This is a genomic window from Proteiniborus sp. MB09-C3 (assembly GCF_030263895.1).
Classification (GTDB): domain Bacteria; phylum Bacillota; class Clostridia; order Tissierellales; family Proteiniboraceae; genus Proteiniborus.
Genome location: NZ_CP127161.1, coordinates 3,058,268 through 3,075,348, shown reverse-complemented (window position 1 = coordinate 3,075,348; position 17,081 = coordinate 3,058,268). Strand labels below are relative to the sequence as shown.

Below are 17,081 nucleotides of genomic sequence, written 5' to 3'. Positions count from 1 at the left end.
CATGATGATATGGTACGATAATTTATATAAAGCATGGAGAAGCGAGATGAATTTAAAAAAGCTATCAACAACCAGTCCTCTTGATTGGGATAAATTAAGCCCCGGAAGTTAACCAATTCCGAGGCTTTCATTTATTTTATATTGTCCATAGCTTTTTTAGCAAATTCAGTATTTACTACTTTATTATAATCAGCTCTTTGTTCCAATTCACCAGCTAGTTCCATGATGTCCATCATATGATTTAGACCATCTTCAGTTAGCACAAGGTCTGGCTTCCAAGTATCCTGATCTTTGTATCTTTGAACTAGGCTTATTAATATTTCTCTGTCTGTTTCAATAAACTGAGACTGTAGGGCATCTGCAACCTCTTCTGCTGAATGAGACTGAACCCAAAGCATACCTTTATAAATAGCGTTAGTAAAGCGTTGTATGACATCAGGATTTTTTTCCATATAGCTTTTCTTAGCACTATAGCAGGTATATGGAATATATCCTCCCTCTGCACCTATAGATGCAACTATATATCCTTTTCCTTCTTTCTCTAATTGAGAAGCTACTGGCTCAAATAATGTTACATAATCTCCTTCTCCAGCAGTAAAAGCACCTGCCATTATATCGAACTGTACATCAGTACGTACCTCTAAATCAGTTCCTGGTTGCAGACCGTGCTTTTTAATTACATATTCTAGAGTCATTTCTGGCATACCGCCTTTACGTCCACCAATTATAGATTTTCCGCGTAATTTGTCGAATGTAAAATTAGGATCTGGCTCTCTGGCAACTAAAAAAGAACCATCTTTTTGAGTTAGTTGTGCAAAATTAATTGCAAAGTCTTCCTTATTTTGATTGTAAACATATATAGTTGCCTCTGGACCCATAAATCCTATTTCAGCCTCACCACTAAGTATTGCAGTCATGCATTTGTCTGCACCTTTTCCGTTAATCAGCTCAATTTTTAGGCCTTCCTCTTCAAAGAAGCCTTTATCAATAGCCACATATTGAGGCGCATAGAAAACTGAGTGGGTCACTTCGATTAACCTTATGTCTTTGAGAGCAGCGCTTTTTTGACATCCCATCAAAAATGTAGCTGCTAAGGTTATTATAAGTAAAACTATTGAAATTAGCTTTAGCTTTGACATCATACCCCTCCTTGTATATAATAAATAGATTATTTTATAATATTCATTTTTTTAGGAAAGGTTACAAAATGAAATTAGATATTAAAAGCTATTTACTGAGACATAAAATGCATAAGAAATTATGAAAATTTGCAGGATTTTCATATAATGGAATAGAATATTATTTAATATAAAATTCAAAGCTAATAATATATTTAGATAACTATTAATTCTACTATTGTTGCTCAAATAGTCTTTAAAAATATAATATATATTATACAGTTAAATTTTATATTAAAATAACTAAATGAGGTGACATATGAATATACCAAATATCTTAACGACTGTTAGATTTTTCCTTGTTCCTATTTTTGTAATTGTATTTTATTCATCCTTAGAAAATAATGTGCTGTATGCAGCTCTTGTATTTGCCTTAGCTGGTGTTACAGACGTTTTAGATGGCTATATTGCTAGAACTTATCATATGGTAACAAAATGGGGAGTTGCTATGGATCCCTTAGCAGATAAACTAATGCAATTAACTGTATTAATATGCTTTACGAGTAAATCATATATACCTATTTGGGTAATAATAGTAGTAGGTATAAAGGAAATGTTAATGGTAATAGGAGCCTTATTTCTCTATTGTAGTGTTGATAAAACCCTTATTCCCGCAAATAAATTTGGGAAGATTGCCACAATAGCCTTTTATGTAGCTATTTTGTCAATAGCTTTTAATTTTCCCGAAACAATAAATTTTTTGCTTATTTTGATTGCTGTAGTTCTAACCTTAATAGCTTTTATCAATTACTTCTTCGGCTTTAAGGAAGTAAGAAAGGACAATAAAAACATTAAAACATATTGACAAATTTAACTTTGTTATATATCATGGAAATAATTAAAATCAATATATTAATTGCAATGATGAAGAGGAGTAAGTAAATAACCTACAAAGAGAGTAGAGTCCATAGGCTGAAAGACTTTACTAGGAAATGTTTACTGAAGGTAGCTTCTGAGCTTTCAAGCTGAAAAAATGCAGTAGGCTTGAACGGTTTGTAACCGTTATTTTAATGAGAGCTAGATATTTTTATATCTGGAAATAAGGTGGTACCGCGATTACGGCCCTTCGTCCTTATATTGTGACGAGGGGCTTTTATTATTTTATAGGATGTGATGGGTTTCATGTTTAAATTAGGAGTATTGTTAATTATTGCAGGGACAGCTTTTATTTTTGGAGCTGATATACTTTTTAAGCGAGGCAAGATAACTACATTACAATCTTTACTAACAGCCAAGCTAATAGGCTTAGGTCTAACTATTGCAGCAACTATATTAATGATTTTTGGTAAATAGGTATTATCAATAAGACTTATTACAAGGAGGTTTTTTATATGAGTGAAGGATTAGCAAAAACTTATGATCCTAAGGAATTTGAAGAAAGAATTTATAAATATTGGAACGGGAAAGGCCATTTTAAAGCAGATGTTAATAAGGAGAAAAAGCCATTTACAATAATGATGCCTCCTCCAAATGTTACTGGTAATCTTCACATGGGGCATGCATTAAATGGTGCAATTCAAGATATACTCATTAGATGGAAAAGAATGGAGGGCTATGAGGCACTTTGGCTACCCGGAACAGACCACGCCAGCATATCTACAGAGGCAAGAGTAGTTGCTAAAATTGAATCCGAAGGGAAAAATAAGTATGAGCTTGGAAGAGAAAAGTTTCTTGAGGAAGCCTGGGATTGGACAGAAAAATATGGTGGAAATATTAGAAATCAGCTGAGAAAGCTAGGAGTTTCCTGTGACTGGTCGAAGGAAAGATTTACTTTAGACGAAGGCTTAAGTAAAGCTGTTGAAGAAGCATTTATTAGGCTTTATGATAAGGGACTAATATATAGAGGAGACAGAATAATCAACTGGTGTCCTAGCTGTGGAACTGCACTTTCTGATGCAGAGGTTGAACACGAGGAGTCTCAAGGAAAGCTATGGCATATAAAATATCCAGTTAAAGATAGTGATGAATACATCGTTATAGCTACCACAAGACCTGAAACAATGCTAGGTGACTTAGCAGTAGCAGTACATCCAGAGGATGAAAGATATTCAAGCTTAGTAGGTAAGACATTAGTTCTGCCATTAGTCAACAGAGAAATACCAATAATAGCTGATGAGTATGTTGAGAAGGAGTTTGGAACAGGTGCAGTTAAGATAACACCTTCCCACGATCCAAATGACTTTGAGGTTGGTGCAAGACACAATCTTGGGCAGCTTAGAGTGATGGATGATCATGGTCATATCAATGAACATGGTGGAAAATATAATGGCTTAGAAAGATATGAAGCTAGGAAGGAAATAATAAAGGACTTAGAGGAACAAGGATATCTAGTTGAAATAAAAGAACACACTAATAATGTAGGCCATTGCGAAAGATGTAGTACAGTAGTAGAGCCAATAATATCAAAGCAATGGTTTGTAAAAATGCAGCCATTAATTGGGCCTGCAATAGATGCATATAAGGAAGGAAAGCTTAAATTTATACCTGAGAGATTCGGAAAAATTTATTTAAATTGGCTGGAAAATTTAAGAGACTGGTGTATATCAAGACAATTATGGTGGGGGCATAGACTTCCAGTATATTATTGTCAGGACTGCAATGAAGTTATGGTTTCTACAGAGAAGCCAGAAAAATGCAGCTGTGGAAGTACAAATATTATTCAAGATCCAGATACTCTTGATACATGGTTTTCATCTGCATTATGGCCTTTTTCAACATTAGGCTGGCCAGAAAATACGGAGGAGTTAAAATACTTCTATCCTACAGATGTATTAGTGACAGGATATGACATAATCTTTTTCTGGGTTATAAGAATGGTGTTTTCAGGCTTGGAGTATATTGGTGAACTGCCTTTTGAAAATGTGTTCTTTACAGGTCTTGTAAGAGATTCTCAGGGAAGAAAGATGAGTAAATCCCTTGGAAATGGAATAGACCCTCTTGACTTAATTGAACAGTATGGAGCAGATGCTTTGAGATTTTCCCTAGTAACTGGAAATACACCTGGAAATGATATGAGATTTTACATTGAAAGAGTTGAGTCTAGCAGGAACTTTGCAAACAAATTATGGAATGCATCTAGATTTGTTCTAATGCATTTAGATAGTACTAATACTCCTGAAGGTGGAGAAAAACTACAGCTTTCAGAGGAGGATAAATGGATTATTTCAAGAGCTAATACTGTAACAAAGGAAGTAACTGAAAACTTGAGAAAGTTTGAATTAGGTATAGCAGCACAAAAGATATATGATTTCACTTGGAATGAATATTGTGACTGGTATATTGAAATGGTTAAACCAAGATTATTCAGTGAAGACTTGGAGGATAAAGAAACAGCAAAATATGTACTCTTAGCAGTACTAAAAGATATATTAAAGCTTCTACATCCATTTATTCCATATATCACAGAGGAAATATGGGGGCATTTGCCAGGAAAAACTAATGACCTAATTGTTGAAAGCTGGCCTGTATATGATGAGAATAAAGACTATAATGATGCAGAAAAGTTTATAGAATTCATAATGGAAGCAGTTAAAAGCATAAGAAACATTAGAGCAGAAATGAATGTAGTTCCTTCAAAAAAAGCAAAGGCTATATTTATGACTACTGATAGTGAATTAAAGAGTATTCTTGGCTCATCAGAAAGATTTTTCAAAACTCTTGCATCTGCTTCAGATATTGAGATAGTAGAAGGTAAGGAAAATATCAGTGATGATGCTATGTCAGCTGTAGTAGGGAATTGTACTATTTTCTTGCCACTAGAAGAGTTAGTTGATATAGAAAAGGAAATAGAGAGATTAGAAAAAGAAAGAGAAAAGCTTGAAGGCGAGATTAAGAGAGTAAAGGGGAAGCTATCGAATGAAGGCTTTGTTAGCAAAGCTCCAAAGCAAGTAATTGAACAAGAAAAAGAGAAAGAGATAAAGTATCAGCAAATGATGGAAAAGGTATTAGATAGATTAACTAGCCTAAGAAAATAGGATACAAAAAGTGAAAATAAAGCATAAAAACTCATCGGCTTTTATCTATAGCTGATGAGTTTTGTTGTTACATTTTATTAATAAAAATCAAATAAAGTTAAAAAATTTTAAATATTCAAAAAACTATCGAGGTGGTATAATATAGAAAATGGGGGTGAAGCTAGGTTGAGAAAAAAGAATTTTTCGATTAAACTGTTTTTATTTTTTATAATTTCGTTTTTACTTATTTCACTAATGCATATAAGCTTCAATGCAATAATTATGGCTAGACAACCTTCACAAAATTGGAGTAGGAGTTTTATAGTAAATACCACTTCTTATGCAAGAGAAATTGTAGCAGATATGACTGAGGAAGGCAATATAATAATTTTATCACCAGTAAATGAAGGTAAAGAAAGGCTAAAGATAACAAAGCTTAAAAGAAATATGCAGGTTGAAGATGAATATGAGGCTAGTATTGATAAGCTAAATATAAATCGAATTTACTCTGAGGATATACAGCTTGTGGGAAAAAAATTGTATTGGAGAGATAATAAAGAAAATATCCTGTACACATCAGTTTTAGATGATAAAAGCAAGAAATTTGGTCAGGTCCATGAGCTTCATAAAAATGTCATAGACTTTGATATAACTGAGGATAATAGGTATTTAGCAGTTGTGTTTTCAGATGGTAAAGTAAGCATTTATGAAGATTTAAATGGAGAAATTAATGAACTTGGAGGCCCTTCTGATTTAAGCAAAGTACAAATGGTTAACATAAAGACTAATAATAGTGTTGTATATTTACAAACGGTTGCATTTAAAGAGAATGATTCAAAAAAAGAAGTTTATATCGCTGAATATAAGGATAGTAAATGGGATAGCTCATTGTTTATGACATCTATGCTTGAAGTAAAGAACCAGATAAAGGATATAGCATTAGCGATAGATAAAGATTATGTCTATTCCATTTCATCTGTTCAAGGAGATGATAAAACTAGCTATACTTATATAATTAATGGATATAGTAAAGGAACTAAGGAACTTTTTGATGAACTGAAGACTAGATGGGCAATAGACGTAAAGGTTAGGGAGTTTTCAAGTACGCCGGTTATGTTGGACAATCAGCATAATGGAGTGACAGTATTCACTACAGCACCTAGCAACTTAGATCCCAGAACTGCTGATTCAAATGTTATAAAGCTTAATCTTATAAAAGACGGATTCAATAGTGCTGAGCTAGTATCCAATACTAACAAGTGGTCTAATCAAGTAATTGTTTTGAGAGATAATAATGATGATTATGTATTGTGGAATGAATCTGGAGGCTTTGGATCTACAGTAGTTATGGGAACAAGCAATGATGAAGTTGTTCTAAAGGATAATGCAAAACTGACAACGGAAGATGTTAAAGGAGCCATTGCAGAAGAAGCTCCATATCTAGTAAATCTGCTAATAGTTTCTGTAGGGGCAAGATTATTTAATATTTTTCCTTCGATTATATGGCTATTGTGTATGTTTATGTGGTATAGCGTAATGGAGAAAAAATACAACCTATATTTATTCATAGGCATGATAATTCACTTCATATTTCAGATTACTTCAATGGACTTTTACTATAAAAAAGCATACATTATGCCTGAATTTCTTACTTTAGATTCAGTTAAATATGGGATACCTTTATTGTTTGCAGTATTGGCTGGATTCTTTGCCTTTACTTATAAAAAAGAAGCTGATGAGCCTCAGGGCTATAAAGTGTATGCAATGTTTTTAATGTATTATCATATTTTTATTAATTATCTATTTACACCGTACCTATTTTAAACACTAGCCAAGTTAGCACCTTTCTATATTGTACAAAACAAAAATTAAGTATACAATATAGAAGATAAAACTTACAGGAGTGAGAAGATGAACTACAGAGAAGCTATAGAATATATACATGGGACAAAAAAATTTGGTAGTAAGCTCGGGCTTGACAACATAAGAGAATTGTTGGGATTACTAGGTAATCCACATAATGACCTTAAATTTATCCATGTGGCAGGTACTAATGGCAAGGGGTCTACATCATCTTTTATTGCAAATATCCTTGTAGAAGGAGGATATAAAGTAGGATTATTTACATCGCCCTATTTAGAGGTATTTAACGAGAGAATGAGGATAAATAATCAAGACATAGATGATGACAGCTTAGCTAAAATAACCTTAAAAGTAAAGGAAAAGGTTGATGTAATGCTAGCTAAGGGTATGACTCACCCAACAGAATTTGAAATAGTAACTGCTATAGCTATGCAATATTATAAAGAAGAAAATGTTGATTTTGTCGTTCTTGAGGTAGGTCTTGGGGGTAGATTTGACTCTACAAATGTCATTGAAAGCTCCTTAGCATCGGTTATTACAACTATTTCAATGGATCATACGGATATACTAGGTGATACCATAGGAAAAATTGCCTATGAAAAGGCAGGAATAATAAAGGATAATGGGTTTATAATTAGCTATCCACAGGATAAAGAAGCGCAGGAAGTTATAATTAAAGTAGCAGAAGAGAAAAATGCCAAGCTTGCATTTGTTCCTATAGTAAATTTAGAGATTATAGAGGCTACTGAATTTGGAAGTAAATTTAGCTTTGAATATAAAAATATTAAGATGCCTGATTTAGAAATTCAGCTTATAGGCACACATCAGCTACAAAATGCGGCAACTGCATTAACAACAATATTGGCTCTTAGAGAAGAAGGATATATGTCTATAACAGATGAAGCCATTAGAAAAGGTCTGAAGGGAACAAAGTGGAGTGGAAGGCTTGAGGTTTTAAGAAGAAATCCAACATTTCTCATTGATGGTGCCCATAATATTCAAGGTATACAGGCACTTAAAAAGACTTTAAAGGACATATTTAGCTATGACAGGCTTATATTAGGTGTGGCTATATTAGCAGATAAGGATGTAGACCATATGATAGAAGAACTAGTTCCAATTGCAGATAAGGTAGTTGTTACAGAGGCTAATATATTTAGAGCAATGAAGGCAGATGACTTGGCAGCAAAAATTAAAAAATATAATGGTAATATAATTATAGAAAGTAATATAGAAAAAGCTGTACAAATAGCCTTTGAACAAGCAACTGAAAAGGATTTGATTGTATTTTCTGGTTCTTTGTATTTAATCGGAGATGTGAGAACAATAGTAAATAAAATGCAGTAATCATATTTATACTCTTTATTGAATAAAATAGTATTATTCTATTCAATAGGAGGGGTTGGCAATCGTACTAGAGTTTAGGCGGTATAAAAGATTAGATGATAAAGAACTAATAGAAACAACTCTTGACATAATTAGTGAGATAAAGCAAATGCCTTATGAATATGATGATTATAGATATATGTCACAAATTGCAATACTTAATAACCTAATAAAGGAAATAAAGCTAAGAGATTTAACAGTAGAAAAAAATACAATGATAAAGAATATATTGCTAGATTTCAAATAGATGCTATATGCATCTATTTTTTTCTCCTAATCACAAAATCACAAAAATAAATATAAAGCATAGACTGATATATAAGTGAATTGGGAGAGGTGATAAGTTTGGAGCTGCGTGGAAATAAACTTATAGTTGCAAATACAGGTAGTGATTCAATATCTATTATCAATATTGATACTTATAGCTTATTAGATACTATATATCTCAGTGAGTCAATGAAAATAAAGGATAAAGAAACCTCCAACGGGCCATATGTAGGACCTCATCATATATGCTTTAAAGAGGATAATATTATTTACTCTGCAAATTCTTATAACAATAGTGTATATAAAATAAATATTACTTTTAAAAAAACAGAGGACATGGTATTTGTAGGCAGCTTTCCTAGTCATTTAGTTCGTCACAACGGTTTAATATATGTAACAAATAGCGATTCGAATTCAATATCTGTAATAGAAGAAAGTGCATTTAATGTAATTGAGAATATTCCAGCAGGTGAGAGACCTCATGATATAAAAGTAGATAAAATAAACAACAGATTATTTATTTCAAATAACAATGGATATAGTATAGATATAATTGATTTGTCTCAAAATACTGAAAGAAAAATCAAGTTGAAATATAATCCAGTTCATGTTGCTATTGATGATGATATTATGTTTGTATTATCCCCGCCTTCTAATGGTATGGTAGATAGTAAACTAATAATATATTCATTGAAGGAAGAAAAGGAAATTAAAGTGATTGACGTACAGGGAGTAATAGTCGATATGGTTATTACAGAGGATAAAAAAACAGCATATGTAACTAATGTAGAGGATGGCTATTTGTATGAAGTCGATTTATTTGAATATAAAATAAGGTCTGCATATAACATAGGTGGGATGCCAAACAATATAATAAAGAAGAATGATGAACTATTTATTTCTGATGCGCTTAATAATAGGGTTGTGATTTTTAATTATCCTAAGAGTAAAATAATATGCAGCTTAAATGTTGGTATTGAACCTAATGGTTTAATCATAATTTAATCATCAAAGAAATAACAAGAAAAAAATAGCCTGCATCTAGCAGGCTATTCATCTATTAACAGTTCTATTATTTTTTTGTAAATTTCATGAGGACTTTCTTTCCAGTTATTGCATATCATTTTTGCCTGTTTATTTGAAACGACATTTAATGACATACTAAATAAATTAATGTCTTTTTCTATTACCTTTAAATTTACAATATATTCTGATTCATTTTTTTTATAATAATTTCCGACGATTTGGCTATCCTTTATCATTTCTTCTTTTTTCTTTTGATATTTTTTGTTTACCTCATCTTTTAGGGATTGAGGTATCCTATCGTTGAAAAAGCTAAGAGTATCCCTTCCTGCACGGGACAGATGATAGTACTCTTGTCCATCCTTTGTAGAAAACTCAATAAATTTAGAGCTTACTAGTTCACTTATAAACTGTTGCGCTAGGAAATAATTCATATAGTTATTTTCTAGTAAAAATTGAGTAATTTCTGAGTTGTTCATTGGGATTTCAGCATTATCTAGTATGTATAAAATAAGAAGCTTATACTGTGCTAATTCTTTACTATTGTCAACAAACATATTTATCACCTTCTAAACCATAAATGGCATATTTTGGATTGAAATTACTTATACATCTGATAATGAATTACATAAATATAAAAAATCATAATATAAGGTATATTATATCATAAAAAAAAGAGAAGCGGTATAATGCCACTTCTCTTTTTTTTATATTTTTACTTATATTGTTATTTACCTGCTAAGCTTCTTTGAGCTGTTTCTACTAATCTCTTAGTCATATAACCGCCAACGTATCCATTTTGTCTTGAGCTTAGGTTTCCTTTATCTATTGATTCATAGTTAGTTAAACCTAGCTCGCTAGCGATTTCAGCTTTCATTTGGTTTAAAGCCATTCTTGCTTCAGGAACTACTATTCTATTTGATCCAGCCATGTTTTTCCCTCCAAATAGATTTTTTTATAATGCAACATCATCTTGATGTTGTATTAATAATATAACCAGCAGACATACTCTATATTCTAGCAATTAATACTAAGGAAGGATAGTATATAGAAAAAATTAACAAAATTTTACATTTGAAATCGTAAATGTAACCGAATTGTCATCAATATAATATAGCTTAAACAACTTATTTTCAATATAATAATATTATAGATATAAAGTTTAAAAAAATGCAATCAATTACAAAGGAGGAGAAAAATATTGAGGAAAACAATTAAATTCATTTCAATTGCATTAATTCTTTTATTGTTAGTAGCAGGATGTTCAGGAAATACTAGTAAAACAAAAGCAGATAATGATTCTATGTCAGACAATCAAGCTCAGCAAAATAATGAAGGAAAAGTAGATAACAATGAAAATGAACAAGAGAAAGATGAAGAAGAAAATAGCTATGTAGATCCAAAAGAAAAAATTGATTTGTCTCTTAAACCAAATGAAGCAGGACAGATAATGGTGCTTATGTATCACAATATAGGAAAAGAAGAGGCCGAATGGGTTAGAACTCCAGAAAATTTCAAAAAAGATTTAAAAACACTATATGAAAAGGGATATAGACCTATTAGCCTTGAGGATTTTGTCAATAATAATATCAATGTTGAAGCTGGGTTAACACCAGTAGTATTAACTTTTGATGATGGAAATCAGAACAATTTCAATATCATTGAGAAAGATGGAGAAAAAATAGTTGACCCTGATTGTGTAGTAGGAATTTTAGAGGAATTTAGCAGAGAGCATCCAGATTTTCCGTTAAAGGCTACATTTTTTGTATTTGGTTCAAATCCTTTTAGACAGCCAGAATTAGTAGAATACAAATTAAACTATTTAGTAGAAAAAGGATTTGATATCGGAAACCATACATTAGAGCATAATGATATGTCCAAGATTAATGATGCTAATAAGATTCAAAAGGTTATAGGTGAGCAGGCAGCATTTTTAGAAAGCTATGTTTCAGGCTATAAAGTAAACACCTATGCACTTAGCTACGGTGCAAGGCCTAAGGATAAATCATTGTATTCATATCTTCAGAAAGGAGAATATGAAGGAAAATCTTATGAAAACATTGCAGTCTTAAATGTTGGCTGGGACCCATCTGTATCACCTATAGATAAAGCCTTTGATCCTTATTCAATACATAGAGTAAGGGCAAGTGAAACGAAGGTAGATGGTGTTGGAATGTATGACTGGCTTGCAGTAATGGATAAAAATCCAGATAGAAGATATATAAGCGACGGAAATCCAGATATAGTGACAGTTCCAAAAAAACTGGAAGAAAAAGTGGACAAGGATAAGCTAGGCGATAAAGAACTTTATATTTATGAGGAGTAGGGTTTCCTACTCCTTTTGCCTTAATAAAAATTGTGTATTTATATTTTATTTCTCTCCAATTACTTTTTGAGAAATATACAGCAATATAGACGAAAAAGGAAGCAAAATAATAGTGGTTACTATATTGAATATTGTATGAGCATTAGCTATCTGTCTCGCAGGATTATTAGGAGATAATTTTACAACAAATGCACAAAAATAATCAATTAAAAAATAAAAAATGATTACACCAGATAAATTAAACAGTACATGCACAAAAGCTGCCTGTTTACCTACTTTATTTGTCGCAAGACTTCCTATAACAGTATCTACACAGGTACCAATGTTTTGACCCAAAATAATTGGAATTGCAGATTCAATGCTTATAATATTACTAGCAGTCATTACCTGAAGTATAGTTATACCAGTTGTGCTGCTTTGAATAACAGCAGTTAATATAAAGCCTGCCAATATTGACATGCCTTTACTTCTGCTAAGATATCTTATAATACTAAAAAAGAATTTTGTAGATTTAATTTGAGATATAGAATAAGTGATTACATCCATGCCTGCAAAGATAAAAGCTAGACTTAACACGATTTTCCATATTATATGATGTTTTTTATTTCTCAAAACAATCATCAACAATATTCCTGCCATAAAAAGATATATTGAAATATTTTGAACTTCAAAGGCTAATAATTGGGCAGTAAATGTGGTTCCGATATTTGCTCCCATTATTATAGGGATAGAGTTATATATGCTTAATAGATTTCCATGAACTAAGCTAATAACAATAATCGTGGTTGCACTACTGCTATGAAGAAGGGCAGTGATAAAAATACCTATAAAAACTCCACCTATTTTACTTGATGTAATCTTATCTATTCTATGCTTTATTTTATATGAGATAACTCCTTCAAAGGATTTAGACATCTGACTAATACCAAATAGAAACAATGTAAGCCCTCCAGCAATACCTAAAAATGAAACAAGATAAATATTTCTCATCAGACTAGCTTCCTCCTATACAAAATCTTTACAAGCATATAATTAATGTATATGTCTGTTTTTTTTGACTAATACAAAAAAGGTGTAAGCTATCTAACAAACTATCTTAATTCTGTATAGGCAGATTATTTTTTCTTCAATTGTAAATAATAATTGTGACTATAAAAACAAAAAAGAGGTGGGAAAATGGATAAAAGACTCAATACTGCAGAACTAAAACACAATATTAAACAGTTTTTAGATGAAAACAATCTAGCTTCATTAGCCACATGCGGAAACAATATACCTAGATGCAGCCCTGTACAATATTTTACTGGAGATAATATGGACATATATGTGATATCCTCTGGAGGGGACAAATTCAACAATATTCAGGATAATCCCAATGTGTGTCTACTAGTGAATACAGAGTATTTAGATTATAAAAAGATAAAGGGAGTGCAGGTATTTGGCCAGGCGCATACTAGTCTGAAGCATTCAGATTTAGTAGATGAAGCTAAAAAGCATGCTCCATATGAGCAGCTATTAGCTATAGAAAAAGATTGGATAAATATTATTAAAATAATACCTGATGAAATAGTATATCTAGATGCCTTGAATGGAGACAGGACTAAGCAAATCCTCAAGAACGATCAGGTCATAGAAAAGCAGGATAGAGTGCTATCTATGCATTAAGCTGTGGCATCCACAGCTTTTCAGATATTATACTTTTTCTTTTTTCGTACAAGTGTTGATAAATCTATGTCTAAATAATCGGATGCTTCTTTTAAAGTTCTAAATTTATCTATAGCTTCTTTTACTAAATGAGCTTCGTAGCTTTCAAGTTTTTGCTTGAGATTGCCCTGCTCTATACTTTCTTTACTTAAGCTTCTAACAAAAAAACTTTCATAATTGATTTTTGACTTATCTAAAATTTGCTCATAAAACATTTCCGGTTCAATACAATTTTTGTCTGATATTACGACTAGTCTTTCTACTAGGTTTTTCATTTCTCTTATATTTCCAGGCCAATCATAGATTAAGAACAGTTCTAGAGTTTTAGAAGCAAAATACCTACTGTTTCCATACTGTTCATTGAACTGATTTAAAAATTCCATAGCTAAAGGTATAATATCTTCTTTTCTATGTCTCAAAGGTGGTATAGTTACATTTATAACATTTAGACGATAGTATAAATCAATACGAAACCTTTTCTGCTCAACTAATTCTAATAGATCTGCATTTGTAGCAGCTATTATTCTACAATTAAAGTTAATAACTTTACTGCCTCCAATTCGATACATTTTCTTATCCTGTATAGCACTTAATAGCTTTACCTGCAAGCTATAAGGCATATCGCCAATTTCATCTAAAAAAAGAGTTCCATTGTTCGCTAATTCAAATAGCCCAGCTTTTCCATTTCTGCTAGCTCCAGTAAAAGCTCCTGCCTCATATCCAAACAACTCAGATTCTAGTAAGTGCTCAGGAATAGCTCCACAGTTGATTTTTAAAAAAGGGCCTTCTTCACTTCTTTTACTTATTTTGTGTATATAATTAGCTAAAAAGTCTTTGCCAACCCCAGTTTCTCCAAGTATGAGTACAGAACTGTCTATATTTGCCACCTTAAAAGCTTTTTCATAAATATCGGTCATGGGTTTGCTTTTAGTAACTAAAGGCTGTGAGTGGTTGTTCTCTTCTAGCTGCTTTAGTTTAGCTTTATAACTTAAGGCTAAAGATTTTTCTGCTTCGAGTCTTTGCCTTAGTAGTTCAAGTTCAGAAACATCTCTTATAACAGAAACCACCATTTTAAGCTGATTATTAGAATCAAGAACTGGGCTGCCAGAAACGAGGCAGCTTTTTCCATGGTAATAGTGATTTAAGGTTGAGGAAGGCGATTTGGTTTCTAGTACCTTAGCGCAGCAAGAGTTAGGGACAATTTTGTGACTCATTAGATAGTATACAGTTTTACCGATAATATCATATCTTTTTAGCCCTGATAATGATAAAAATGCATCATTTACAAACAATGTTTTACCCTTCTCATCAGTTACAAAAATCCCATCCTGTAAATTATTTAACATTGATTGATAAAGATATATTTTTTCATTGGATTCATTTAATTGCTTGAGTAAAAACTCATAATTTGAGAAATCATAGCAGAATACTAAAAAATTATCCTTCATTAGATTAGGAATGCATTTTGTTTGAACAGCAATTTCTTGTCCCAAAGAAGTTCGTATTTTTTTTATTTCAGAATCAGCTTTCAAAGTAAAGCTTTTAATATGTGGCAGAAAAAGCTCTAAATTTTTGTTCAAAACGCTTTCCTTTGAGTATTGTAAAATCCTTGAGAAGTCATCATTAAGGTATTGTACCTTATACTCTTTATTTATTATTGCAAAGCCAAATGGTGCAGTACCTACAGATGTAAAAGTATTATTCATTGGTAAAACATTCCTCCTTTTGTGTACAGTTTTGCTATTAAGCTATATATGCAAATTTGCATATAAAAAATTCCAAAATTTAAAGTAGATAACAAGTGTAGCTGCTGATATTTTCAAAGAAAAATCATGCTATACTTACAATATACATCGAACATTGTCGAATCTTTGCACTTAGATTGTTACATAGTATATGCAAAAATGCAAGTGATATTTTTTGTGAATAGGCAGATTTGCATATAAATACGGAAAAATAATCGATAAAACAACAATAAAAAAATAGATGAATTTTTATAAGCTAGTAAATAACAAGTGTATAGAAAAATATAATTGATTTTTTCTAAGTTGGCATCTAAATTGCTATTATATATATCCGTAAAACAAAATAAGAAGGAGGAAAAGTCAATGAGAGAAGTTGTTATTGTAAGTGCAGCAAGAACGCCTTTTGGAAAATTTGGTGGTACTTTGAAGAATTTTAAAGCAGTTGAATTAGGATCTATTGCAATTAAAGAAGCTCTAAAGAGAGCTAGTATTACTGGGGATCAAGTAGATGAAGTTATAATGGGAATGGTAGTACCAGCAGGTGCAGGACAAGTTCCTGGAAGACAAGCTTCTATTCTTGCAGGTATTCCATCAGAGGTACCAGTATTCACAATCAATAAAGTATGCGGTTCTGCACTAAAGGCAGTTACTTTAGCTGCACAAATCATTAAATCAGGAGATGCGGACATAGTAGTAGCAGGTGGAATGGAAAGCATGAGTAATATACCTTACATTTCTCCTAATACAAGATGGGGAAGTAAAATGGGTAATGTAAACTTAGTGGATGCCATGATTAATGATGGCCTTTGGTGTCCGGAAAACGATGTCCATATGGCAGTAATAGGTGGACAAGTTGCAGCGGAATTTGATGTCTCAAGAGAAGCACAAGATAAGTGGGCATATAGAAGTCAAATGAGATGGCAAAAAGCAGAAGAAGAAAATAAGTTTGAAGATGAAAGAGTTAAAGTAGAGATTAAGAGCAAAAAAGGTACAACGATATTTGAAAAAGATGAATTTCCAAGACCTGAAACTACTTTAGAAACTTTACAAAATCTGCCTCCTGTTTTTTCAAAAGACGGCAGTGTTACAGCAGGAAATGCTCCAGGAGTAAATGATGGTGGTTCAGCAGTAGTTGTTATGTCAAGAGAAAAAGCAGATGCACTAGGTTTGAAACCACTAGCAGTTATAAAAGACTATGCTCAGGTATCACAACCATCAAAATATATAGCAACTGTTCCAGGATTGTCTATAAAGAAAATCTTAGATAAGAATAACATGACAGTTGACGATATGGATTTAATTGAAATAAATGAAGCTTTTGCAGCAGTGCCTTTAGTAAGCTGTAAGATTTTAGGAATGGACGAAGAAACAATGGATGAAAAGGTAAACGTCAATGGTTCAGCAGTAGCTGTAGGACATCCTATAGGAGCTTCAGGAGCTAGAATATTAATGACTCTTATATATGAATTAAAAAGACAAGGCAAGAAAAAAGGCGTATGTGCTATATGTAGTGGAATGGCCCAAGGAGATGCAGTTTACGTAGAAGTAGAATAGCAATTCAAATAGTTTTCCTGCTGTTTAATTTAAAATAAGAATTCCTCAAATTAAAATATATAATTAAAAATTAAAATTAAAG

General features: G+C 31.9%; 15 protein-coding genes and 1 other annotated feature. Of the genes, 10 read left to right on the top strand and 5 right to left on the bottom strand.

The window, feature by feature from the left end; translation table 11 throughout:
* Positions 1-131 precede the first annotated feature (131 nt).
* Positions 132-1,142, bottom strand: coding sequence for an ABC transporter substrate-binding protein (locus tag QO263_RS15315; RefSeq protein ID WP_352168907.1), 1,011 nt, complete (start codon positions 1,140-1,142; stop codon positions 132-134).
* 295 nt (positions 1,143-1,437) lie between these two features.
* On the opposite strand from QO263_RS15315, the gene pgsA reads away from it, so the two are divergent.
* The 7 genes from pgsA to QO263_RS15280 all read left to right on the top strand — a co-directional run bounded on the left by pgsA (position 1,438) and on the right by QO263_RS15280 (position 9,652).
* Complete coding sequence (gene pgsA / locus QO263_RS15310) at positions 1,438-1,983, top strand: CDP-diacylglycerol--glycerol-3-phosphate 3-phosphatidyltransferase (RefSeq protein ID WP_285623209.1); 546 nt, start codon at positions 1,438-1,440, stop codon at positions 1,981-1,983.
* Positions 1,984-2,030: 47 nt separating this feature from the next.
* Positions 2,031-2,255: a binding site (T-box leader), on the top strand.
* A gap of 45 nt (positions 2,256-2,300) precedes the next feature.
* A complete protein-coding gene (locus QO263_RS15305) occupies positions 2,301-2,471 on the top strand; it encodes a hypothetical protein (RefSeq protein ID WP_285623207.1) in 171 nt (56 codons plus the stop codon).
* A gap of 38 nt (positions 2,472-2,509) precedes the next feature.
* Positions 2,510-5,152: a valine--tRNA ligase gene (locus tag QO263_RS15300; RefSeq protein ID WP_285623206.1), complete on the top strand. Its 2,643-nt coding sequence runs from the start codon at positions 2,510-2,512 to the stop codon at positions 5,150-5,152.
* A 165-nt stretch (positions 5,153-5,317) separates the two neighbouring features.
* Positions 5,318-6,955, top strand: coding sequence for a hypothetical protein (locus QO263_RS15295; RefSeq protein WP_285623204.1), 1,638 nt, complete (start codon positions 5,318-5,320; stop codon positions 6,953-6,955).
* Positions 6,956-7,042: 87 nt separating this feature from the next.
* A complete protein-coding gene (locus QO263_RS15290) occupies positions 7,043-8,341 on the top strand; it encodes a bifunctional folylpolyglutamate synthase/dihydrofolate synthase (protein ID WP_285623202.1) in 1,299 nt (432 codons plus the stop codon).
* Positions 8,342-8,396: 55 nt separating this feature from the next.
* Entirely contained in the window at positions 8,397-8,627 is a 231-nt protein-coding gene (locus tag QO263_RS15285) for a hypothetical protein (protein ID WP_285623201.1), read from the top strand.
* 98 nt (positions 8,628-8,725) lie between these two features.
* Positions 8,726-9,652 (top strand): YncE family protein, encoded by a 927-nt coding sequence (locus QO263_RS15280; RefSeq protein WP_285623198.1) that lies wholly within the window; start codon positions 8,726-8,728, stop codon positions 9,650-9,652.
* A gap of 44 nt (positions 9,653-9,696) precedes the next feature.
* Here the strand turns inward: QO263_RS15280 and QO263_RS15275 are convergent, their stop codons facing one another.
* Both QO263_RS15275 and QO263_RS15270 read right to left on the bottom strand, forming a co-directional pair.
* The gene (locus QO263_RS15275; RefSeq protein ID WP_285623196.1) at positions 9,697-10,227 is read right to left on the bottom strand and encodes a DUF4364 family protein; all 531 of its coding nucleotides are present in this window, start codon (positions 10,225-10,227) and stop codon (positions 9,697-9,699) included.
* Positions 10,228-10,397: 170 nt separating this feature from the next.
* A complete protein-coding gene (locus QO263_RS15270) occupies positions 10,398-10,601 on the bottom strand; it encodes an alpha/beta-type small acid-soluble spore protein (RefSeq protein ID WP_285623194.1) in 204 nt (67 codons plus the stop codon).
* Positions 10,602-10,871: 270 nt separating this feature from the next.
* On the opposite strand from QO263_RS15270, the gene QO263_RS15265 reads away from it, so the two are divergent.
* Positions 10,872-11,996: a polysaccharide deacetylase family protein gene (locus QO263_RS15265; protein ID WP_285623192.1), complete on the top strand. Its 1,125-nt coding sequence runs from the start codon at positions 10,872-10,874 to the stop codon at positions 11,994-11,996.
* A gap of 45 nt (positions 11,997-12,041) precedes the next feature.
* Here QO263_RS15265 and QO263_RS15260 read toward each other — a convergent pair whose 3' ends face one another.
* Complete coding sequence (locus QO263_RS15260) at positions 12,042-12,986, bottom strand: Na/Pi cotransporter family protein (RefSeq protein ID WP_285623189.1); 945 nt, start codon at positions 12,984-12,986, stop codon at positions 12,042-12,044.
* 186 nt (positions 12,987-13,172) lie between these two features.
* Here QO263_RS15260 and QO263_RS15255 point away from each other — a divergent pair, with 186 nt between their 5' ends.
* Entirely contained in the window at positions 13,173-13,661 is a 489-nt protein-coding gene (locus QO263_RS15255) for a pyridoxamine 5'-phosphate oxidase family protein (protein WP_285623187.1), read from the top strand.
* A 20-nt stretch (positions 13,662-13,681) separates the two neighbouring features.
* Here the strand turns inward: QO263_RS15255 and QO263_RS15250 are convergent, their stop codons facing one another.
* Positions 13,682-15,406 (bottom strand): sigma-54 interaction domain-containing protein, encoded by a 1,725-nt coding sequence (locus tag QO263_RS15250; RefSeq protein WP_285623185.1) that lies wholly within the window; start codon positions 15,404-15,406, stop codon positions 13,682-13,684.
* Positions 15,407-15,808: 402 nt separating this feature from the next.
* Here QO263_RS15250 and QO263_RS15245 point away from each other — a divergent pair, with 402 nt between their 5' ends.
* Entirely contained in the window at positions 15,809-16,999 is a 1,191-nt protein-coding gene (locus QO263_RS15245; RefSeq protein WP_285623184.1) for an acetyl-CoA C-acetyltransferase, read from the top strand.
* Positions 17,000-17,081 lie beyond the last annotated feature (82 nt).

Excerpts from the sequence above, each read along its gene's own strand:
- QO263_RS15315 (WP_352168907.1), bottom strand. The coding sequence starts at position 1,142 with ATGATGTCAAAGCTAAAGCTAATTTCAATAGTTTTACTTATAATAACC.
- pgsA (WP_285623209.1), top strand. The coding sequence starts at position 1,438 with ATGAATATACCAAATATCTTAACGACTGTTAGATTTTTCCTTGTTCCT.
- QO263_RS15305 (WP_285623207.1), top strand. The coding sequence starts at position 2,301 with ATGTTTAAATTAGGAGTATTGTTAATTATTGCAGGGACAGCTTTTATT.
- QO263_RS15300 (WP_285623206.1), top strand. The coding sequence starts at position 2,510 with ATGAGTGAAGGATTAGCAAAAACTTATGATCCTAAGGAATTTGAAGAA.
- QO263_RS15290 (WP_285623202.1), top strand. The coding sequence starts at position 7,043 with ATGAACTACAGAGAAGCTATAGAATATATACATGGGACAAAAAAATTT.
- QO263_RS15275 (WP_285623196.1), bottom strand. The coding sequence starts at position 10,227 with ATGTTTGTTGACAATAGTAAAGAATTAGCACAGTATAAGCTTCTTATT.
- QO263_RS15270 (WP_285623194.1), bottom strand. The coding sequence starts at position 10,601 with ATGGCTGGATCAAATAGAATAGTAGTTCCTGAAGCAAGAATGGCTTTA.
- QO263_RS15260 (WP_285623189.1), bottom strand. The coding sequence starts at position 12,986 with ATGAGAAATATTTATCTTGTTTCATTTTTAGGTATTGCTGGAGGGCTT.
- QO263_RS15255 (WP_285623187.1), top strand. The coding sequence starts at position 13,173 with ATGGATAAAAGACTCAATACTGCAGAACTAAAACACAATATTAAACAG.
- QO263_RS15250 (WP_285623185.1), bottom strand. The coding sequence starts at position 15,406 with ATGAATAATACTTTTACATCTGTAGGTACTGCACCATTTGGCTTTGCA.
- QO263_RS15245 (WP_285623184.1), top strand. The coding sequence starts at position 15,809 with ATGAGAGAAGTTGTTATTGTAAGTGCAGCAAGAACGCCTTTTGGAAAA.